This window comes from Rhodobacter ferrooxidans, assembly GCF_000176015.1.
In the GTDB taxonomy this organism is placed as follows: Bacteria; Pseudomonadota; Alphaproteobacteria; order Rhodobacterales; family Rhodobacteraceae; genus Pseudorhodobacter_B; species Pseudorhodobacter_B ferrooxidans.
This window is the reverse complement of sequence record NZ_ACYY01000007.1, coordinates 57,856-77,991: the sequence shown is the minus strand read 5'-3', so window position 1 is coordinate 77,991 and position 20,136 is coordinate 57,856. Positions and strand designations below refer to the sequence as shown.

18 protein-coding genes, 1 tRNA gene and 1 riboswitch are annotated in these 20,136 nt (G+C 66.5%); of the genes, 5 read left to right on the top strand and 14 right to left on the bottom strand.

What is annotated here, in order from left to right:
* Positions 1 to 58: 58 nt before the first annotated feature.
* The 7 genes from RSW2DRAFT_RS07070 to RSW2DRAFT_RS07040 all read right to left on the bottom strand — a co-directional run bounded on the left by RSW2DRAFT_RS07070 (position 59) and on the right by RSW2DRAFT_RS07040 (position 4,928).
* Positions 59 to 1,570 (bottom strand): DHA2 family efflux MFS transporter permease subunit, encoded by a 1,512-nt coding sequence (locus RSW2DRAFT_RS07070; protein ID WP_008029457.1) that lies wholly within the window; start codon positions 1,568 to 1,570, stop codon positions 59 to 61.
* A 12-nt stretch (positions 1,571 to 1,582) separates the two neighbouring features.
* Positions 1,583 to 2,671, bottom strand: coding sequence for an HlyD family secretion protein (locus RSW2DRAFT_RS07065; RefSeq protein ID WP_008029455.1), 1,089 nt, complete (start codon positions 2,669 to 2,671; stop codon positions 1,583 to 1,585).
* Positions 2,668 to 3,153, bottom strand: coding sequence for a MarR family winged helix-turn-helix transcriptional regulator (locus tag RSW2DRAFT_RS07060; RefSeq protein ID WP_008029453.1), 486 nt, complete (start codon positions 3,151 to 3,153; stop codon positions 2,668 to 2,670). The genes RSW2DRAFT_RS07065 and RSW2DRAFT_RS07060 overlap by 4 nt, the downstream gene beginning before the upstream one ends.
* Positions 3,154 to 3,250: 97 nt before the next feature.
* Positions 3,251 to 3,326: transfer RNA gene (locus RSW2DRAFT_RS07055), tRNA-Ala, on the bottom strand.
* Between the two features lie 72 nt (positions 3,327 to 3,398).
* Complete coding sequence (trxC, locus tag RSW2DRAFT_RS07050; RefSeq protein WP_008029452.1) at positions 3,399 to 3,845, bottom strand: thioredoxin TrxC; 447 nt, start codon at positions 3,843 to 3,845, stop codon at positions 3,399 to 3,401.
* Between the two features lie 50 nt (positions 3,846 to 3,895).
* Positions 3,896 to 4,216, bottom strand: coding sequence for an AzlD domain-containing protein (locus tag RSW2DRAFT_RS07045; protein WP_008029450.1), 321 nt, complete (start codon positions 4,214 to 4,216; stop codon positions 3,896 to 3,898).
* Positions 4,206 to 4,928, bottom strand: a complete 723-nt coding sequence (locus RSW2DRAFT_RS07040; protein WP_008029449.1) for an AzlC family ABC transporter permease — start codon at positions 4,926 to 4,928, stop codon at positions 4,206 to 4,208. Before RSW2DRAFT_RS07040 ends, RSW2DRAFT_RS07045 begins: the two co-directional genes overlap by 11 nt.
* A gap of 100 nt (positions 4,929 to 5,028) precedes the next feature.
* Between RSW2DRAFT_RS07040 and RSW2DRAFT_RS07035 the strand changes: the two genes are divergently transcribed.
* Positions 5,029 to 5,688, top strand: a complete 660-nt coding sequence (locus RSW2DRAFT_RS07035) for a glutathione S-transferase family protein (protein ID WP_008029446.1) — start codon at positions 5,029 to 5,031, stop codon at positions 5,686 to 5,688.
* Positions 5,689 to 5,749: 61 nt separating this feature from the next.
* Here the strand turns inward: RSW2DRAFT_RS07035 and gcvP are convergent, their stop codons facing one another.
* The 5 genes from gcvP to gltX form a co-directional block, all read right to left on the bottom strand.
* The gene (gene gcvP, locus RSW2DRAFT_RS07030) at positions 5,750 to 8,590 is read right to left on the bottom strand and encodes an aminomethyl-transferring glycine dehydrogenase (protein ID WP_008029445.1); all 2,841 of its coding nucleotides are present in this window, start codon (positions 8,588 to 8,590) and stop codon (positions 5,750 to 5,752) included.
* A gap of 4 nt (positions 8,591 to 8,594) precedes the next feature.
* Positions 8,595 to 8,954: a glycine cleavage system protein GcvH gene (gcvH, locus tag RSW2DRAFT_RS07025; protein WP_008029444.1), complete on the bottom strand. Its 360-nt coding sequence runs from the start codon at positions 8,952 to 8,954 to the stop codon at positions 8,595 to 8,597.
* 10 nt (positions 8,955 to 8,964) lie between these two features.
* Positions 8,965 to 10,089: a glycine cleavage system aminomethyltransferase GcvT gene (gene gcvT, locus RSW2DRAFT_RS07020; protein ID WP_008029442.1), complete on the bottom strand. Its 1,125-nt coding sequence runs from the start codon at positions 10,087 to 10,089 to the stop codon at positions 8,965 to 8,967.
* A 151-nt stretch (positions 10,090 to 10,240) separates the two neighbouring features.
* A riboswitch (glycine riboswitch) is annotated at positions 10,241 to 10,342 on the bottom strand.
* A 74-nt stretch (positions 10,343 to 10,416) separates the two neighbouring features.
* Positions 10,417 to 11,739, bottom strand: coding sequence for an MATE family efflux transporter (locus tag RSW2DRAFT_RS07015; protein WP_008029439.1), 1,323 nt, complete (start codon positions 11,737 to 11,739; stop codon positions 10,417 to 10,419).
* 121 nt (positions 11,740 to 11,860) lie between these two features.
* Positions 11,861 to 13,186, bottom strand: coding sequence for a glutamate--tRNA ligase (gene gltX / locus RSW2DRAFT_RS07010; RefSeq protein ID WP_008029438.1), 1,326 nt, complete (start codon positions 13,184 to 13,186; stop codon positions 11,861 to 11,863).
* An 83-nt stretch (positions 13,187 to 13,269) separates the two neighbouring features.
* Between gltX and RSW2DRAFT_RS07005 the strand changes: the two genes are divergently transcribed.
* Both RSW2DRAFT_RS07005 and RSW2DRAFT_RS07000 read left to right on the top strand, forming a co-directional pair.
* Positions 13,270 to 13,692 (top strand): metallopeptidase family protein, encoded by a 423-nt coding sequence (locus RSW2DRAFT_RS07005; protein ID WP_008029436.1) that lies wholly within the window; start codon positions 13,270 to 13,272, stop codon positions 13,690 to 13,692.
* A gap of 76 nt (positions 13,693 to 13,768) precedes the next feature.
* On the top strand, positions 13,769 to 14,695 hold the full coding sequence (locus RSW2DRAFT_RS07000) for an MBL fold metallo-hydrolase (protein ID WP_008029434.1): 927 nt from the start codon (positions 13,769 to 13,771) through the stop codon (positions 14,693 to 14,695).
* Between the two features lie 38 nt (positions 14,696 to 14,733).
* On the opposite strand, the gene RSW2DRAFT_RS06995 is transcribed toward RSW2DRAFT_RS07000, so the two are convergent.
* The gene (locus RSW2DRAFT_RS06995; RefSeq protein ID WP_008029430.1) at positions 14,734 to 15,330 is read right to left on the bottom strand and encodes an NAD(P)H-dependent oxidoreductase; all 597 of its coding nucleotides are present in this window, start codon (positions 15,328 to 15,330) and stop codon (positions 14,734 to 14,736) included.
* Positions 15,331 to 15,663: 333 nt separating this feature from the next.
* Here RSW2DRAFT_RS06995 and RSW2DRAFT_RS06990 point away from each other — a divergent pair, with 333 nt between their 5' ends.
* The gene (locus tag RSW2DRAFT_RS06990) at positions 15,664 to 16,644 is read left to right on the top strand and encodes a 1-phosphofructokinase family hexose kinase (RefSeq protein WP_008029428.1); all 981 of its coding nucleotides are present in this window, start codon (positions 15,664 to 15,666) and stop codon (positions 16,642 to 16,644) included.
* Positions 16,645 to 16,711: 67 nt separating this feature from the next.
* Here the strand turns inward: RSW2DRAFT_RS06990 and RSW2DRAFT_RS06985 are convergent, their stop codons facing one another.
* Entirely contained in the window at positions 16,712 to 18,370 is a 1,659-nt protein-coding gene (locus RSW2DRAFT_RS06985) for an NAD+ synthase (protein ID WP_008029426.1), read from the bottom strand.
* A gap of 159 nt (positions 18,371 to 18,529) precedes the next feature.
* On the opposite strand from RSW2DRAFT_RS06985, the gene RSW2DRAFT_RS06980 reads away from it, so the two are divergent.
* Entirely contained in the window at positions 18,530 to 20,008 is a 1,479-nt protein-coding gene (locus RSW2DRAFT_RS06980; RefSeq protein WP_008029423.1) for an MORN repeat-containing protein, read from the top strand.
* The last annotated feature ends 128 nt before the right edge of the window (positions 20,009 to 20,136 follow it).

Here is a 20,136-nt window from a genome sequence, read left to right as displayed (position 1 = left end):
CGCCGCATCCATTTCCACGATAATTGCGGCGGAAGGTGCGTCGGGTCGGCCGGCAGCGTCAGTCAGCCAGCGCCATCGACGCCTTGGCCACACCAAAGGCCGGGGGCTTTTGCAGCAGCAACGCCAGCGGAATCGCCGCCAGCGACACCAGCATCATCAGCTTGAAATCGTCGATATAGGCCACCATCAGCGCCTGAATGTTCACCAGCCCGTCGATCTGCGCCAGACTGGTGCCCGAAAGCAGCCCCTGCACATTCGGGTTGTAGGGCGAAATCAGCGCCCCCAGTTCCACGTGGTTGATCTGCAGATTGCGCGCCAGCATCACCGACACCACCGAAATGCCGATCGACGAGCCGATGTTGCGCACCAGCGAGAACAGGCTGGTGGCATCGGCGCGGAACGCAGGCTCGATGGTGGCGAAGGCCACGGTGGACAGCGGCACGAACACCAACCCCAGCCCCAGGCCCTGAATGACCCCCGACCAGATGATCAGGCTTTGCCCCATCTGCGGCGTGAATCCGGTCATCAGATACAGCGACCAGGCGGTCAGCAGCAGCCCGGTCACCACCAGCGCCCTTGCGTCGATGTATTTCATCACCCGCCCGACCAGGATCATCGAGGCCATGGTCCCCACCCCGCGCGGCCCCATCACCAGCCCGGTGGTGATGGTCGGATAGCCGTAGATCCGCGCCAGCATCGGCGGCAGCAGCGCCAGACTGGCCAGCAGGATGATGCCGATCACGAAGATGAAGATCAGCCCGGTGACGAAGTTGCGGTCGGCAAACATCCGCGGGTCCAGAAACGGCTTGTCGCTTTGCAGGATATGCAGGGTGAACACCCAGAAGCCGCTGAGCACAAGGAACAGGTAAATCCAGGTCTCGGTCGCCTCGAACCAGTCCACCTCGCCGCCACGGTCCAGCATCAGTTGCAACGCGCCAATGGCAATCGACAGCATGGCAAAGCCGAAGAAATCGAACCGCCGCGGACGCTTGATGGCTTTGGGCAGGTAGGCCCAGCACCCCAGCACCGCCACGATGCCCACCGGCAGGTTGATGAAAAACACCCAGCGCCAGTTGTAATATTCGGTCAGCCAGCCCCCCAGCGTCGGCCCGATGATCGGCCCGACCATGATGCCCGCCCCCCACATCGCCATCGCCTGCCCGGCCTTCTCGCGCGGGTTGATGTCCAGAAGGAAGGTCTGCGACAGCGGCACGATGGCCGCGCCGAACAGGCCCTGAAACAGCCGGAACGCCACCATGCTGGGCAGGCTCCACGCCAGACCGCAGGCCATCGAGGTGAACACGAACCCGATGATCGAATACAGGAACACCTCGCGCTTGCCGAAGCGGTCGGCCAGCCAGCCGGTCACCGGCGTCATGATCGCCGCCGCCACGATATACGAGGTCAGCACCCAGGTGATGGTATCCTGCGAAGCCCCCAGCGAACTGGTCATCGCCGGCAATGCCACGTTGGCGATGGTGGTATCCAGCACCTGCATGATGGTCGCCAGCATGATCGACAGCGTGATCAGGCCGCGGTGCGGCACCTCGACGAAACCGGCATCAGCCATGGCAAGCCACCGTCACCACAGGCCGCGCCCCGGCCCGGTGGTCACCGTGACCGAGGCGCTGAGGCCAGAGGCCAGCCCCAGCGAGGCCGCGTCATCGTCAAGCTGCAACCGCACCGGCACCCGTTGCGTGACCTTGACCCAGTTGCCGGTGGCGTTCTGCGCGGGCAGCACCGAAAACTCCGACCCGGTGCCCGCGCCGATGGCCTGCACGGTGGCCGCCAGCCGCACACCGGGGTGCAGGTCGAACTCGACCTCGGCCGCCTGACCCACCTTGATGTCGCCCAACTGGGTTTCCTTGAAATTCGCCTCGACCCAGGCATCACTGGTTTCTACCAGCGCAAACAACGAAGCCCCCACCGCCACGCGCTGCCCGACCTTGAACGACGCCGCCTGAGAGATGATGCCATCGGCGGGCGCCTTCACGGTGGTCAGCGCCAGATCATAGCTGGCAGCATCGCGCGCCGCCTGTGCCGCCATGACCTGCGGCAGGCTGTCCACCGCCGCGTCAGGATCGCCGTTCAGCGCCACCAGCGCCGCCGCCACCCCCTGCTCGGCCAAAAGCCGCAACTCCTCGGCCTTCTGTGCCGTGTGCCGCGCGGTATCCAAGGCCGCAGTCGCCGCAGCGCCCCGGTCCGACAGCGACTGCTGCCGCGCCAGTTCGCTGGCCTGATAGCTCGCTTCGTCACTGGCAACCCGCGCCTGCATCTGCGCCTGCGCATAGGCCAGCTTCAACTGCTCGCCGCTCAACCGCGCCGCCGCCAGTGCTGCATCGGCGCGGGCCAAAGCCAGCCGGTAGGGTTCTGGATCGACCTGAAACAGCACGTCGCCCGCCTTGACGGTCTGGTTGTCGGTAATATTCACCGCCACCACCCGCCCGGCCAGATCCGAGGTGATGGCAATCCGCGCCTGATGCAGGTTGGCGTTCTCGGTGGTCTCGCTCGCCCCACCCAGCAGCCACCAGCCGCCCGCCGCCAGCAACAGCGCCACCGGCAAGGCCAGCATCAGCGCCCGGCGCTGGCGCGGCTTGGCGGAAGTGACCTGCAGGCTCGCGGGGGTCGCCGCATCGGGTTTCAGGTCGGCTGCGGGGGTAGCGGCGTTCATGCTTCGATCTCCGGCGAATTCCGGCAGATGCCATCGGCACCCGACACGGCAAGATTGGTGACAATGGTGGCCAGCCCCGCGACCAGCGCCGCGCGTTCCGCCGGCGACAGCCCGGCAAGGGCCTGATCATAGACCGCATCAGCCATCGCACGGATATTGTCACGCGCCTGCAAGGCCTTGGCGGTGGGCACGACGACCCGCACCCGGCGATCCAGCGGGTCGGCTTCGCGCATCACCCAACCGGCGCGTTCCATCCGGTCCAGCAGCCGCGACACCGAAATCGGCTCGATCTCCAGCAGATCAGCCAGCCGCGACTGCACCGCCCGCCCCTCGCGGCTGACATGCAGCAACAGCCGCCATTGCGCCGAAGACAGGCCCAGCGCCTCGCTGCGTTGCTCGAATCGTTTGCGCATGGCGCGGGCGGCATCGTGCAGCAGCAGGCCGAGGCTGGGGGAGTCGGGGCTGGGGGAATCGCTTTTCATAAGCCTGATATACTATAAGCCTGCTTATCATTCAAGCCAACCAAAGCGCCGGGTGGCAGATTTCTGCACCGCGGCGCGATCAGTCAGGAAAGGGAAATGGTGGAGCAGATCGGGATCGAACCGACGACCTCGTCATTGCGAACGACGCGCTCTCCCAACTGAGCTACTGCCCCACACTGGCGCGGGGTTTGGCCGAAGCGGGCGGAATTGTCAAGCACCCGCGCGGGCTGCGCGCGGGTGAAAATTCAGTGCAGCCCCGGCAGGTTGCCGCGCACGAAAGCGGCAATCTCGGCGGCCGGGCGGGCACCGGCAAGCCGCGCCACCTCGCGCCCCTTGTCATACAGGATCAGCGCCGGGATACCGCGGATTCCGGCCCGCTGCGACACCTCGGGGAAATCCTCGGTGTTGATCTTGGCAAAGCGCACGACCGGGGCCAAGGTCTTGGCGGCCTTGGCAAATTCCGGCGCCATCATCCGGCAGGGGCCGCACCACGGCGCCCAGTAATCCACCAGCAGCGGCAGGCTGTCGCCACGGGTGGCCTTGTCATGCACCTTAGGGTCAAGCTCGGCCACCCGGCCATCGGCCAGCGCCTCGCCGCAACTGCCGCATTTCGGCCCGGCGGACAGCTTGTCGCGCGGCACCCGGTTGGCCTGGCCGCAGGTGGCACAGGTCAGTTTCACGGCGTCATCCATGGCTGCCTCCATTACATTCCATTACCGGAATATATGGGAGGCCGCCGCCGTCAGACAAGGGCGAACACCGCGCCATAAACCGCCGCCCCTGCGAGGGTCGCCTGCACCACCGACCGACGCCAGGCAAACACCGCGACCACCGCCAGCACCCCCGCGCCCAAGGGTGCCATCTTCGCCCAGTCGCCGGACACCATCGGCAGCACCGAGGCCACGAAAAGTGTCGCAATCGCCGCAGGCCCGGTGGCCGCCAGAAACCGCGCCAACACACCTTCGGGGGCCTGCCCCGACAGATCGAGCTTGGTCGGCAGAAACCGGAACGCCCAGTTGCACCCCCCCACGATCAGCGCCAGCATCAGCAAGCTACCGTCCATCGCCCGCCCCCCGTGCCAGCCCCAGCACCCCGGTCAGCGCCCCCGCCACCATGCCGCCCAATATCCCCGCGGTCGAGGATACCGCCAGCGTCAGCCCCACCGTCACCGCCCCGGCAATCGCGATCACCGGCAGTTGCGCCCGGGTCAGGATCGACAGCAGCAAGGACAGGAACAGCGCGGGCAGCATGAACCCCAGCGCCGCATCCAGCACCGGCCAGCCCTCCAGCGCGCCGCCACCGGCGAAGGCCCCCACCGCCGTGCCGGAAATCCACGCCGCATAAGCGCCGATCCCCAGCCCGAACATGAACGGCTCGGAAAACCCCGCCTTGCCCCGCGCCATCGCCCCCAGCGCCGCACCGAACACCTCGTCGGTCAGCCCGAAAGCCCAGGCCCAGGCATGCCTTGTGCGCGCCCCCGCCCCGGCGCGTTTCAGCAAGGCCGGGCCATACAGCACGTGGCGCAGGTTCATCGCCACCAGCGTGAAGGCCGACACCAGCAACGGCGCACCGCTGGTGATCAGCGCCAGCGCCAGAAACTGCGCGGCGCCTGCATAGATCACCACCGACAGCATCACCGCCTCGGCCTCGGTCAACCCGGCGCGGGTTGCCGCCACGCCAAAGGAAAACGCGATGGGAAAATAGCCCATGGCAATCGGCAGGGCCTGGTTCAGCCCGGACAAAAAGCCCGGCGGGTTGGTGGCGCGGTCACTCATGCCGCCAGTCCCTAGCTGCCCCTGCCTGCCCTGTCAAAGCCCCGTCCGCTTGCCAGCTTTGGCAAACCATGCCACCCTTGCCGCAATGGAAGGTTCAGCGATGCCCCTTGCCCTCTACGGCCATCCGTTCTCGTCCTACACCCAGAAGGTGCTGATCGCGCTTTACGAAAACGCCCTGCCCTTTGCGTTTCGCTGCGTCAGCCCCGACCATCCCGCACATACCGCCGACTGGCTCCGGCGCTGGCCGTTGCGGAAGTTCCCGCTGCTGCTGGACGGTAACCGCGCGGTGGTGGAAACCAGCATCATCATCGAATACCTGCAGCTGCGCCATCCCGGCCCGGTGCGGCTGATCCCCGATGACCCAGAGGCGGCGCTGGAGGTGCGGTTTCTTGACCGGTTCTTCGACCTGCATGTGATGGATGCCGCCCAACACGCGGTGAACGGCGCGATCACCGGCAATCCGGTCAAGCGGGCCGAGGGGCTGGCGCTGTCGATCGAGAAACTCGACCGCGCCTACCTTTGGGCCGAGGGCCATCTGGCAGGCCGCACCTGGGCCGCGGGCGCGGATTTCAGCCTGGCCGATTGCGCCGCCGCCCCGTCGCTGTTCTACGCCGACTGGGTCCATCCGATCCCCGATGCCTGCCCCACCCTGCGCGCCTACCGGGCCCGGCTGCTGGCACGCCCCGCCTTCGCCCGCGCGGTCAACGAGGCGCGACCCTTCCGCCACCTGTTCCCGCTGGGCGCACCCGACCGCGACTGACGGCCGGGGCACCCAGCGAAGAGGAACCGCAGGGCACCGATGAGCGCCCCGCGGCTTGCGGTCACTCTGCCGCCGGAGCATAGCTTTCCACCGGCGGGCAGGTGCAGGTCAGGTTGCGGTCGCCCCAGACGTTGTCCACCCTCCCCACCGGCGGCCAATACTTGTCCTCGCGGAACGAGCCGGGCGGGAAGCAGCCCTGCTCGCGCGGGTAGGCGCGGGTCCAGTCGGCCACGAGGTCTTCCACCGTGTGCGGCGCGTGGCGCAGCGGGCTGTCGTCGCTGCTGATCTCGCCACGCTCCACCGCCGCAATTTCCGCCCGGATCGCCAGCAGCGCGGTGATGAAGCGGTCGATCTCGGCCTTGGTTTCGGATTCGGTGGGCTCCACCATCAGCGTCCCCGCCACTGGCCAGGACATGGTCGGCGCGTGAAAGCCGTTGTCGATCAACCGCTTGGCGATATCATCGACCGTCACGCCACATTCGGCAAAGGGCCGGGTGTCCAGAATACACTCATGCGCCACCCGGCCACGGTTGCCCATGAACAGCACGGCATAGGCCCCCTGCAGCCGCGCCGCGATGTAATTGGCGTTCAGGATCGCCACCCGTGTGGCCTGTGTCAGCCCCGGCCCGCCCATCATCAGGCAATAGGCCCAACTGATCAGCAGGATCGAGGCGCTGCCGTAAGGTGCCGCCGAAACCGGCCCCTCCTCGCCGCCGGTTTCCGAATGGCCCGGCAGATAGGGCGCGAGATGGCCCTTGACACCGATCGGCCCCATGCCGGGACCGCCGCCGCCATGCGGGATGGCAAAGGTCTTGTGCAGGTTCAGGTGACTGACATCGCCGCCGATCTCGCCGGGTTTCACCAGCCCGACCATGGCATTCATGTTGGCGCCGTCGATATAGACCTGCCCGCCGTGAGCATGGGTGATCCGGGCAATCTCGCGCACGGTTTCCTCGAACACGCCATGGGTCGAGGGGTAGGTGATCATGCAGGCCGCCAGATTGTCGCCCGCCGCCGCCGCCTTGTCGCGGAAATCGTCAAGATCGACGTCGCCGTTGGGGGCGGATTTCACCACCACCACCTGCATCCCCGCCATCTGCGCCGAAGCCGGGTTGGTGCCATGCGCCGACACCGGAATGAGGCAAACCGTGCGATGCGCCTCGCCACGCGACCGGTGCCAGGCCTGAATGGTCAGAAGGCCCGCATATTCGCCCTGCGCGCCGGAATTCGGTTGCAGGCTCATCGCGTCATAGCCGGTGATCTCGCACAGCTTTTCCGACAGATCGCTGATCGCCTCGTGGTAGCCCGCCGCCTGGTCGCGCGGCACGAAGGGGTGCAGGCTGCCAAACTCGGGCCAGGTGATCGGCATCATCTCTGCCGCCGCGTTCAGCTTCATGGTGCAGGACCCCAAGGGGATCATCGCCCGGTCCAGCGCCAGATCGCGGTCGGAAAGCCTGCGCATGTAGCGCATCATCTCGGATTCCGCCCGGTTCATGTGGAACACCGGATGGGTCAGATAGTCCGAGTGCCGCAGCATCGACGGCGGAAAGCCCAGCCCCACCTTGTCGGGCGCCTCCTCGGAAATCCCGAAAGCGTCCAGCACCCGGGCAATCACCGCGCGGTTGGTGGTCTCGTCCACCGAGATCCCCACCCGGTCGCGCCCGACCTTGCGCAGGTTGATGCCGCGCATCCTTGCCGCGGCCAGAATACCCGCTTGGCCCACCCCGACCTCGACGGTGATGGTGTCGAAAAACGCCTCGGGTGCCACCTTGGCCCCGGCCATCTTCAAGGCCATCGCCAGCCGCACCGCCTTGAAATGCACCCGCTCGGCAATCGCGCGCAGGCCCTTTGGCCCGTGGAACACCGCGTAGAAACTGGCCATCACCGCCAGCAAGGCCTGCGCCGTGCAGACGTTCGAGGTGGCCTTTTCGCGGCGGATATGCTGCTCGCGGGTTTGCAAGCTTAGCCGGTAGGCCTGATTGCCACGGGCGTCGATCGACACCCCCACCAGCCGCCCCGGCATGCCGCGTTTCAGATCGTCGCGGCAGGACATGAAGGCCGCATGCGGCCCGCCATAGCCCATCGGCACGCCGAAGCGTTGCGCCGAGCCGACCGCGATATCCGCCCCCATCGCGCCGGGGTCTTTCAACAGACACAGCGCCAGCAGGTCGGTGGCAACGATGGCAATCGCCTTTGCCGCATGCAGCGCGGCAATCTGGTGGCTGAAGTCATGCACCTCGCCATAAGTGCCGGGATACTGGAAGATCGCGCCGAAAAACTGCGCGGCGTCCATGTGCAGCGGCGACCCCACCACCACCTCGATCCCCAAGGGATGCGCCCGGGTCTTGATCACGCCGATGGTCTGCGGGTGGCAGTTCTCATCGACAAAGAACGCCCGTGCCTTGGATTTGGCCGAGCGTTCGGCCATGGTCATCGCCTCGGCCGCCGCCGTCGCCTCATCCAGCAGGCTGGCGTTGGCAATCGGCAGGCCGGTCAGATCGGCCACCATGGTCTGAAAGTTCAGCAGCGCCTCCAGCCGGCCTTGAGCGATTTCCGGCTGATACGGAGTATAGGCGGTATACCACGCCGGGTTTTCCAGGATGTTGCGCTGGATCGCCGGCGGGGTGACGGTGCCGTAATAGCCCTGCCCGATCAGGCTGGTCATCACCTTGTTCTTGGCCGCCACGCCACGCATTTTTTCCAGCAGCGCATGTTCGGACAGCGGCGCCCAGCTTAGCGGCACCGCCTGGCGGAACGCATCGGGCACGGTCTGGTCGATCAACTGATCCAGGCTGTCCACCCCCACCGCCCGCAGCATCTGCGCCATCTCGTCGGGCGAGGGGCCGATGTGGCGGCGGTTGGCGAAATCATAGGCGTCATAGTCGGTGGGGGTGAAGGTCATCGGCCTATCCGATCAGCTCGTTGTATTCGTCTTCGTCCATGAATTCGTCCAGCACCGCCAGATCATCGACCCTGATCTTGAAGAACCACGCGGCGCCCATCGGGTCTTCGTTCACCAGGCCCGGATGATCCACCAGCTTGTCATTGACCGCGACAATCTCGCCATCCACCGGTGCCAGGATGTCCGAGGCCGCCTTGACGCTTTCGATCACCGCCACCTCGTCGCCACTGGTGACCATGGTTTCCACCTCGGGCAGTTCGATGAACACCACATCGCCCAGCGCCGTGGCCGCGTGTTCGGTGATGCCGACCACGATCAGATCGCCCTCGACGCGCAGCCATTCATGTTCCGCAGTATATTTCATCGTCTGATCCTCAGCGTTTGTAGGTTGTGGGTTGGAAAGGCAGGGGCACCACGGCGGCGGGCAGGCGCTTGCCGCGCACCTCGCCCAGCAGCGCGGTGCCGGGGGCGGCGTGGCTGGCCGCCACATAGCCCATGGCGATGGGGGCCTCGACCGAAGGCCCGAAACCGCCCGAGGTCACTTCGCCCAAAGGCGTGCCATCGGGGTCGAACAGCAGCGTGCCCTCGCGCATCGGCGCCCGACCCTCGGGGCGCAGTCCGACGCGCAGGCGTTCCGGCCCCTCGGCCAGTTCGCGCAGGATGCGGGCGGCACCGGGGAAACCGCCTTGCCGCGCGCCACCTGTGCGGCGGGATTTCTGGATGGCCCAGGTCAGCCCGGCCTCGACCGGCGAGGTGGTGGTGTCGATGTCATGGCCATAAAGGCAAAGCCCCGCTTCCAGCCGCAAACTGTCGCGCGCCCCAAGCCCGATCGGCGCCACCCCCGGCAGGGCCAGCAGATGCCGCACGAAGGCCTCGGCATGGCGGTTTTCGACCGACACTTCAAAGCCGTCCTCACCTGTATAGCCCGAGCGCGACACCCAAAGATCGCCCATCCCCGAAGGCAGGATGGCGCTGTCCATGAACCGCATCCCCTGCACCGGCACCAGCGTCGAAAGCGCCGCCTCGGCCCCCGGCCCCTGCACCGCGATCAGCGCGCGGTCGGTGACCGGGATCACCTCGGCCACCGCCGACAGATGCGCCTGCATATGGGCGATATCGGCGGCCTTGCAGCCGGCATTGACCACCACGAACAGATGATCGCCGCGGTTGGCGAACATCAGATCATCCAGTATCCCCCCGGTTTCATTGGTGAACATGCCATAGCGCTGCCGCCCCGCGGCCAGCCTCAGCACATCGACCGGCATCAAGGCCTCGAACGCCAGACACAGTGCCTCCATGCTGCCGCGCGGCCGCAGGATCACCTGCCCCATGTGGCTGACATCGAACAGCCCGGTCTGGCTGCGGCAGTGCAGATGCTCGCGCAGCACCCCCATCGGATATTGCACCGGCATTTCATAGCCGGCAAACGGCACCATCTTGCCGCCCAGTTCCACATGCAGCCCCAGCCGGGACAGCCCGGTTTGATCAAGGTCGGTCACGCCGCCCCTCCTCTGTTCCGCCGGAATACGCCCGGCATCGCCCGGACAGGCCAATCCCTGCCCCACGATGCCCCCTCTGTCCTTACCCCGCGAAGGGCGCCTGAGATCGTTATCCCTTCGGCGGGCCAAAACGGCCACTCTCCAGAGTCTCGCTGCCAGAACGGTCCCTTGCGCCTGAGAGTTTACCGGGGCGGTTGCTCCTTCGGCACCAGAACGGGCTTTCGGCCCAACCGGATTCTCCCGATCCTGACGCCCAAACCCTAGCCCGCCGCCCCGCGCGCTGGCAAGGCCCAAAACGGTTGCGACGGGTTGGCCGCCAAATGCGACCTAACGGGCGGCCCTGGCCATCACCCGCAGCGCCAGCCACCACGACAACCCGGCAAACACCACCCCGCCCAGCGCCTGCCCGATCAGCACCCCCGGCGCGCCCCAAAGCTGCCCGGCCCACAGCATGAACGGCACGGTGCCCAGCGTGTTGCGGCCCCAGTTGATCAGGGTCGAGGTGAAGGGCCGCCCCAGGTTGTTGCAGGCGGCATTGCCGACAAAGATCACGCCGTTGAAAAAGAACAGCAGCGTCAGCGGCCCGCAGAACAGATAGACCAGATCGCGGGTCATGCCCTGCGCCTGAAACAGGTTGGCAATCGGCCCGCGCAAGCCGAACAAGACCGCGGAAACCACCCCGATCACCAGCGCCGTGAAGATCAGCGCATCGGTAAACGCCCGCCGCACCCGGTCCATCCTTCCGGCACCGAAGTTCTGGCCGATGATCGGGCCAATGGCCCCCGACAGCGCGAAAATCACCCCGAAGGCCACTGGCGTCATCCGCCCGGCAATCGCCATCCCCGCCACCGCCGCCTCGCCATAAGCCGCCATGGCACGGGTGACGAAAGCCTGCCCCACCGGCGTCGCCACCTGCGCCAGCACCGCAGGCAAGCCGATCGCCATCACCGGCGCCAGATCGGCGCTTACGCTGCGCCAGCTTGGCCGGTCAAACCCGCCGTGATGCTTCAGGATCGGCAACAACGCCATCGCCGCAATCACCACGCGCGAGATCACCGAGGCAATCGCCGCCCCGGTCAGCTCCAGCCCGAAGCCGAAGATCAGCACCGGGTCCAGCGCCGCATTGACCAGCGCCCCCACCACCGTCGCCATCATCGCCCGGCGCGCATCGCCATGACTGCGCAAAATCGCGCCGCCGGTAATCCCCACCATCAGCAACGGCTGCGACGGGATGATGATCGCCAGATAATGCACCGCCAAAGCATGCGTCTCGCCCACAGCCCCCAGCAGGCTGACCAGCGGCGACAAAGCTGCCCAGATCACCGCCGCGAACACCGCCCCGAACCCCAGCCCCAGCAGCAGCCCGTTGGTGGCCTTCTGCCGGGCGATGTCCAGATCGCGCGCCCCCACCGCCCGCGCCACCAGCGCCGAGACCGCAATCGCCATGCCGATGCCGAACGAGGTGGTGAAGAACAGCACCGCCCCGGCATAACCGATCGCCGCCGCCAGTTCCGCCCGCCCCAGCATCGAGATGAAGATCATGTTGATCAGATCGACGGCAAACACCGCCATCAGCCCGACCGAGGAGGTCAGCGACATCACCACCACATGGCGAAACAGGTTCCCCTCCAGAAACCGCGCCCGTGCCATCGGTGCCGCCATGCCGCCCCCCGTTCACGCAATACGGCCCGTAACCGCTTTCATCTGTTCGAAAATATCCTCGGGGGGTCCGGGGGGCAGACAGCCCCCCGGCCTGTCAACAATCCCGACCTCAGCCCTTCGCCCGCACCACCTGCAACAGCGGCATCACATCCGCCATTTCCGGCCCATGCGCCTGACCGGTCAGCGCCAGCCGCAGCGGCATGAACAGCCCCTTGCCCTTGCGGCCCGTCGCTTCCTTCACCGCCGCCGTCCACTGCCCCCAGGTCTCGGCTCCGAACGGCGCCGCGGGCAGCAAGGCCATCGCCTGCGCCACAAACTCCCGGTCTTCCTCGGCAATCACCGGCTCGGCGCCATCGCGGAACAGCGTCCACCAGCCCTCCAGATCGGCCAGCACGGTGATGTTTTCCCGCGCCACCTTCCAGAAATTCCCCGCCAGCGCTTCGGGCACGCCCAGCGCCTTGATCCGCGCCGCCACCGCATCGAACGGCAGCCCCTGCACATGTTGCCGGGTCAGCGGGAACAGATCATCCGAGTCGAACTTGGTCGGCGCCGCGCCGAAACTGGCCAGATCGAAGCCTTCCGCCAACTCATCCAAAGACCCCGCCAGCACCACCGGCTGCGACGACCCCAGCCGCGCCATCAGGCTTAGCAGCGCCATCGGCTCCACCCCCTGCGCCCGCAGATCGCGCAAGCTCAGGGTGCCCAGCCGCTTCGACAAAGCCTCGCCCTGCGGCCCGGTCAGCAAGGAATGGTGCGCAAAGGCCGGGGGCGTGCCACCCAAAGCCTGCATGATCTGGATCTGCGTCGCGGTGTTGGTCACATGGTCTGCCCCGCGCACGATCGAGGTCACGCCCATGTCGATGTCATCCACCGAAGAGGCAAAGGTATAAAGCACCTGCCCGTCGGCGCGGATCAGCACCGGGTCGGAGACCGAGGCGGCATCAATCGAGATCGGCCCCAGAATCCCGTCCGGCCATTCGATGCGGTTCTGATCCAGCAGGAACCGCCAATAGCCCTCGCGCTCGGCCTGCATCGCCGCCTTTTCGGTCGCACTCAGCTTCAGCGACGCCCGGTCATAAACCGGCGGCTTGTGCATGTTCAGCTGCTTCTTGCGCTTCAGGTCCAGCTCGACCGGGCTCTCGAAACATTCATAAAACCGCCCCGCCGCGCGCAACTGATCCGCCGCCTCGGCATAGCGCCCCATCCGCAAGGATTGCTTTTCCAACTGGTCCCAGTGCAGCCCCAGCCAGTCCAGATCCTGCATGATGCCATCGGCATATTCCTGCTTGGACCGCTCCTGATCGGTGTCATCCAGCCGCAGGATGAACTTGCCCCCGGCCTTGCGGGCGATCAGATAGTTCATCAGCGCGGTGCGCAGGTTGCCGACATGGATATAGCCGGTGGGCGAAGGGGCAAAACGGGTGACGGTGGTCATGGCGGACTCCTGAGATCGGCCTGCTCTTTCACAGGCGGCACAAAATGTCCATATCAGGGGAAGGCCACGAAAGGGACTGCGCGATGACCGAACCCGAAGCGCCCGACTGGAGCGACCTCGCCGCCCCAGATGCCGCCCTGATCGAGCAACTGGCACATGGCGCGATTGCCAGTCTGCCCGAACCCTACCGCGCCGCCGCCACAGCCATCAGCCTGCGGATCGAGGATTTCCCTTCCGAGGAAATCATGGCGGCGATGCAGATCGAAGACCCGTTCGAACTGACCGGGCTTTACGAGGGCACGCCCCTGACCGAAAAGTCGGTGATGGACCAACCGCAGCAGCCCGACGTGATCTGGCTGTTCCGCCGCCCCATGCTGGACGAATGGCTGGAACGCGGCGACATCGGGCTGGCCGACATGGTCACGCATGTGCTGGTGCACGAACTGGCGCATCACTTCGGCTGGTCGGACGACGACATCGCCAGCATCGACCCGTGGTGGGAATAGGCTTCACCGGGATGTGAGCGGACAAATGCCGCCACCGGCCTAGCTTTTTGCGATCATCCGCAACAGGAGGACCGCCATGACAGCCCCGCTTTTGTCGCGCCGCCAGGCCCTGCTGGGCGCCGCTGCCCTGCCGCTTGCTGCCAGCCTTGCCCCCGGTATGGCCCGGGCAGGAGCGCCGATGCTGGGGCCGATGGGGCCGCAGATCAACCGCTTTGCCCTGGGCGGCTTCGAGGTGACCACCCTGCTGGCGGGCAGCCGCGCCGGTGACAAGCCGCAGGAAACCTTCGGGCTGAACGTCGATCCGGCGGAATTCGCCCGGGTTTCGGCCGAAAACTTCATTCCCGCCGACAAGACCCGCAACTTCTTTACCCCGACGCTGGTGAATACCGGCAGCGAGCTGGTGCTGTTCGACACCGGCCTTGCCCCCGAAGCCATCACCGGCGTGCTGGCCGCCGCCGGGGTGACGCCGGATCAGATCGACCTGGTGGTGATCACCCACATGCACGGCGACCATATCGGCGGGCTGATGGGGGCGGCGGGGCCGACCTTCGCCAAGGCCCGCTATGTTGCAGGCTCGGTCGAGCACAACCACTGGATGGCCGCCGCCAACGAGAATTTCGACAAGAACGTGCGGCCCCTGAACGACCAGATCAGCTTTGTCGAGGATGGCGGCAGCGTCGCCCCCGGCATCACCGCGATGGCGGCGTTCGGCCATTCGCCGGGGCATTTGGGCTTCATGCTGGAAAGCAACGGCGCGCAACTGGTGATCACGGCGGATACCGCCAACCACTATGTCTGGTCGCTGGCCTATCCCGATTGGGAAGTGCGCTTTGATGCCGACAAGGCGGCGGCAGCGGCAACCCGGCGCAAGATGCTGGGGATGATTGCCGCCGACAAGTTGCCGTTCATCGGCTATCACATGCCCTTCCCGGCGCTGGGCTACATCGAGGCGCGCGACAGCGGTTTCCGCTATGTGCCAGCCAGCTATCAGTTGATGCTGTAAATCGGGCGGGGCGCTGCAACGCCCCGACCGCAATCGGCTCAGGCGGCGAGTTTTGCCGCCATGGTGACAAGCCGGGTGGCCTGATGGCCGATGGCGGCCTTGGCCGCGTCGTCAAACGCCGCCCCTTGGGTGTGGCTGTAGCCATAGGGGTTGCCGCCCGCCGCAAACACCGCCGGATCGGTAAATCCGGGGGCCACGATCACCGACCCCCAATGCAGGAAGGTGGTGTAAAGCCCCAGAATGGTGGCCTCTTGCCCGCCATGCACGTTCTGCGCGCTGGTCATGGCGCTGACCGCCTTGTTGGCCAAGGCCCCGGTGAACCACTGGCCGCCCAGCGTGTCGATGAAGGCGCGCAACTGGCTGGGGGCGCCGCCAAAGCGGGTGGGGGCGGAAAACAGATAGGCATTGGCCCATTCCATGTCGGCAGGCGTCGCCACCGGATGGGCGGCGGCACGGGCGACCTGCGCTTTCCAGCCGTCCTGACTGTTCACCACCGCCTCTGGGGCGGTTTCGGCGATGCGCAGCAGGCGCACTTCGGCACCGGCGGCCCGCGCCGCCTCGGCGGCGATTTCGGCCATGGTCTGATTGGTGCCGTAGGTCGAATAGAACGGGATGGCGAGTTTGACGGTGCTCATGGCAGTCTCCTGAAGATTGATACCTGCAATATAGAGTCGCGCAGACCGTCGCACCATGGCGCAGAATGAGCGGCCTGCTGTGCGCCAACGCACCGAACCGGGCCTCCCTGCCCCGGTGTTGCCCCCGCCGCCCGCGCAAGGTCGGGCTTTGCATCGGATTTTGTCTAGCGCTAACATAAGGCGACGAAAGACTCGCAGATCGACGAAAGCCCTTGATCTTGTTGCAGGCGGGGCCAATGTGGCCGGGCTTGCAGCAAATCCCGAAGGTCGGCCCGGATGCCGACCAGAACGGCAGCCGCCCCGTTGCTGCCGACCGCATGAAAGAGACCCGACGTGTCGCAGATACCGATCCTGACCATCACCATGAACCCCGCCCTCGACATCGCCACCGAAGTGGCCGAGGTCACCGCTGGCCCCAAGCTGCGCTGCTCGATGCCGCAGGTGGACCCGGGCGGCGGCGGCATCAACGTCAGCCGCGCCATTGCGGCGCTGGGCGGCAGCAGCCGCGCCATGGTGGCGCTGGGCGGCACCACCGGCATGCGGCTGGCGCTGCGGGTGGCGCATGTCGGCATCGCGCTGGACGCCTTTGCCGCGCCGGGCGAGACGCGGCAAAGCCTTGCGGTGACCGAAACCAGCACCGGCCGGCAGTACCGCTTCGTGCTGCCGGGCGAGAAATGGCTGCACACCCAGATCGATTCCATTCTGGAGCGGATTTCGGTGGCGGCGTTGCAGGGCGGCTTCATCGTGCTGTCGGGCAGCATGCCGCCCGGGGTGCCTTCGGATTTCGTGCACAGCCTGGCCGGGCGGATCGACCTTGCGCAATTGCTGGGCGAACAGGCCGGGCACAAGCCGCGGCTGGTGGTCGATACCTCGGGCGCGCCGCTGGAACGGCTGATCTCCGAGCCGACCGAGGGCCTGCACACCCTGCGGATGGATGACGAGGAGGCCGAGGAAATCGCAGGGTTCGCGCTGACCGAACGCAAGGATACCGCCGATTTCGCCTCGAAACTGGTGGCCGCCGGGGTGGCGGAAAACGTCATCGTGGCCCGCGGGGCCGATGGCTCGGTGCTGGCCAACAAGTCGGGGCGGATCTTCGCCAATGCCGCCAAGGTGACGGTGGTCAGCAAGGTTGGCGCGGGCGACAGTTTCGTCGGCGCCTATGTGCTGGCGCTGGCCGAGGGCAAGAACATGGAAAAGGCGCTGGCGCGCGGGGTGGCGGCGGCTTCGGCGGCGGTAATGACCGAGGCCACCGACCTGTGCCACCGCGACGACACCGAACGGCTGCTGCCGGAGTGCAAGGTGATCAAGGTCTGAGGCGGTGCTCATCCCTTCCTGACGGTCGGTCTTCGCCTGCGATGACCGCCCGCAAGGAAGGGAAGAGCTACCCCCCGCCGCGCCAGCGGTTGGCAATCGGGTAACGCCGGTCCAGCCCGAAGGCATGCGGCGTCAGCCTTGTGCCCGGCGCCGCCTGATAGCGCTTGTATTCGCTGACATACAGCAACTGCTCCACCCGCTTCACCACCGCCAGATCATGGCCCTGCGCCACGATCTCGGCCACCGATTGCTCGCGGTCCACCAGCCCTTCCAGAATGGCATCCAGCACCGGATAGGGCGGCAGGCTGTCGTCGTCGCGCTGGCCCTCGCGCAGTTCCGCCGATGGCGCCTTGGAGATCACCCGCTCGGGGATCACCGCGCCCGTTGGCCCCAGCATCCACGGCCGGTGGTTTTCGTTGCGCCAGCGGCAGGTCTCGAACACCCTTGTTTTATACATGTCCTTGATCGGGTTATAGCCGCCGTTCATGTCGCCATAGATCGTGCAATAGCCGACCGCCATTTCCGACTTGTTGCCGGTGGTCAGCAGCATCGCGCCGGTCTTGTTGGAAATGGCCATCAGCATCAGCCCGCGCAACCGGCTTTGAATATTCTCCTCGGTGATGCCGGGAGCGGTGCCGGCGAAAAGCGGCTGCAGCGCCGCCCCCACCGCCGCCTGCGCCCCGCCGATCGGCACGGTATCCAGACGGCAGCCCAGGTTGCGCGCCACCTCGCCCGCGTCCTGCAACGAATGGGCGGAAGTGAAGCCCGAGGGCAGCATGACGCAGCGCACATTCGCTGGCCCGATGGCATCAGCGGCGATGGTGGCGACGATGGCGCTGTCAATGCCGCCGGAAAGCCCCAGCAGCACCTGTTTGAAGCCGGTCTTGGCCAGATAATCCCGCAAGGACAGCACGCAGGCGCGGTAGTCCGCCTCCCATATCCGCGGGATCGGCGTCAGATCGCCGGGAACCGCCTGCCAGCCCTGCGGTCCGCGGGTAAAATCGACCTGCACCACCGCATCGTCGAACTGCGGCATCTGCAGCGCAATCTGCCCGCCGGGGTTGACCACGAACGACGCGCCGTCAAACACCTGATCATCCTGCCCGCCGGTCATGTTCAGATAGACCAGCGCCAGCCCGGTTTCCGCCACCCGCGTCTGCATCAGCCGCACCCGTTGCAACGGCTTGCCGCGGTGGTAGGGCGAGCCGTTGGGGATCAGCAGGATATCGGCCCCGGCAGCAGCCAGCGCCGCCGTCACGTCCGGGTGCCAGGCATCCTCGCAGATCGGGATGCCCAGCCGCAGCGGCCCGACCGTGACTGGCGCCCCCACTTCGGCGGCCGCGAACACCCGCTTTTCGTCGAACACCCCATCGTTGGGCAGATGGTGCTTCAGCACGGTGGCGGCCACCCTGCCGCCAGCCAACACGTAATAGCCGTTGTAAAGCTGGCCGTCCTGCACCACCGGCCCGCCGATACCCAGCGCCGGACCAGTCGCGCAGTCCACCGCCAAGGCCTGCACTGCCGCCATTGCCGCCGCCACGAAGCTGGGCTTCAGGATCAGATCCTGGGTCTGATAGCCGGTGATGAACATCTCTGGCAGCGCCACCATCTGCGCGCCCGCAGCATGGCCCTGTGCCCAGACGTCGCGGGCCAGGGCGGCATTGGCGGCAATCGCCCCGACCGTCGGGTTCAGTTGTGCCAGTGTCAGGCGGAACGTCTCGGCCATGGGATGCCTCTTGCTCGGACGGGCTGTGCTTTGCTTCTAGCAGTTTGGCGGGCAAGGAAAAGCCGATTGCGGTACGGGCGCTTGTCTCTGTCGGGCGGCAAAGTTAGTTTGACGACAAATTGCGGCAACGGCTGCAACCAGAGGCAAGGGGCCAATCAGATGCGGGTGATCAAGGCGGGTATGCGGCAGGCGGTGCGGGCGGGCCTTCTGGGGCTGGCGCTGGCCGGGGGCGCGAGCGGCATCGCCATGGCGCAGGACGACGGCGAGGTGGTCATCAAGCAATACGAGGATGGCAGCGTCTATGAGGGCACCTTCCGCGACGGCCGCCAGCATGGCACCGGCAGCTACCGGCTGCCCAACGGCTATGAATACACCGGCGAATGGGTGGATGGCGAGATCAAGGGCCAGGGCATCGCGCGCTTTCCCAACGGCTCGGTCTATGAGGGCCAGTTCGCGCTGGGCAAGCCCGAAGGTCAGGGCAAGATCACCTATCCCGATGGCGGCAGCTTCGAGGGCACCTGGGTCGATGGCCAGATGACCGGCAAGGGCGTGGCGCGTTATGCCGATGGCTCGGTCTATACCGGCGATGTGGTCAACGCGGTGCGCCAGGGTCAGGGCGTGCTGGTCAGCCCCGATGGCGCGCGCTACGACGGCGCTTGGGTCAACGGCGTCAAGGATGGCACCGGCAAGATCACCTACGCCGATGGCACGGTTTACGACGGCACGCTGGTGGCAGGCCAGCGCGAGGGCACCGGCACCCTGACCATGCCCGAGGGCCTGACCTATGTCGGCCCCTGGTCGGGTGGCCAGATCAACGGCACCGGCAAGCTGACCCAGCCCAACGGCGACATCTACGAAGGCCCCTTTGTCGATGGCCAGCGCCAGGGCAAGGGCCGCGTCAGCTATGGCAACGGCGCCAGCTACGACGGCGAGTTTCTGGATGACAAGCGCCATGGCGCGGGCATCTATCGCGGCGCCGATGGCTATGTCTATGAAGGCAATTGGGTCGAGGGCCGGATGCAGGGTCAGGGCAGCCTGACCTATGCCGATGGCTCGGTTTACGTTGGCGCCTTTGCCGCCGATCTGGCCGAAGGCAAGGGCAAGATCACCTACCCCGATGGCTCCACCTACGACGGCGACTGGAAGGCCGGGGTGATCGAGGGCAAGGGCCGCGCCACCTATGCCGACGGGCGGATTTACGAGGGCGACTTCAAGGATGCCAAGCCGCATGGCACCGGCACCATGACCCTGCCAGACGGCTATCACTACGAGGGCGACTGGCTGAACGGCGTGCGCGAGGGTCAGGGCACCGCCACCTATCCCGATGGCTCGGTCTATGTGGGCAGCTTCGTGGCGGGCCTGCGCGAAGGGCCGGGGCGGATCACCATGCCGGATGGCTTCAGCTATGTCGGCCCGTGGAAGGCCGGCCAGATCGACGGCACCGGCATCGCCACCTATGGCAACGGCGACGTCTATGAGGGCGGCTTTGTGCAGGGCAAACGCCAGGGCCAGGGCGTGCTGCGCTATGCCACCGGCCAGCAAACTGCGGGCGAATGGGCGGGTGGCCTGCTGATTACCCCTGCCCCCGCGCCTGAACCAGCCCCGGCTGCCCCCGAGGCTGCTCCGGTCGAAAACTGAAAAAGCCCGCGGCAGCACGACGTTTGCCCAGGCTTTCTTCTCTGTTCAAGTATCCCCGCCGGAGGCACCTGTGGTGCGGCCCGGAGCCTCCGGCGGGGATATTTTCAAACAGATGAAGCCGAATTTCC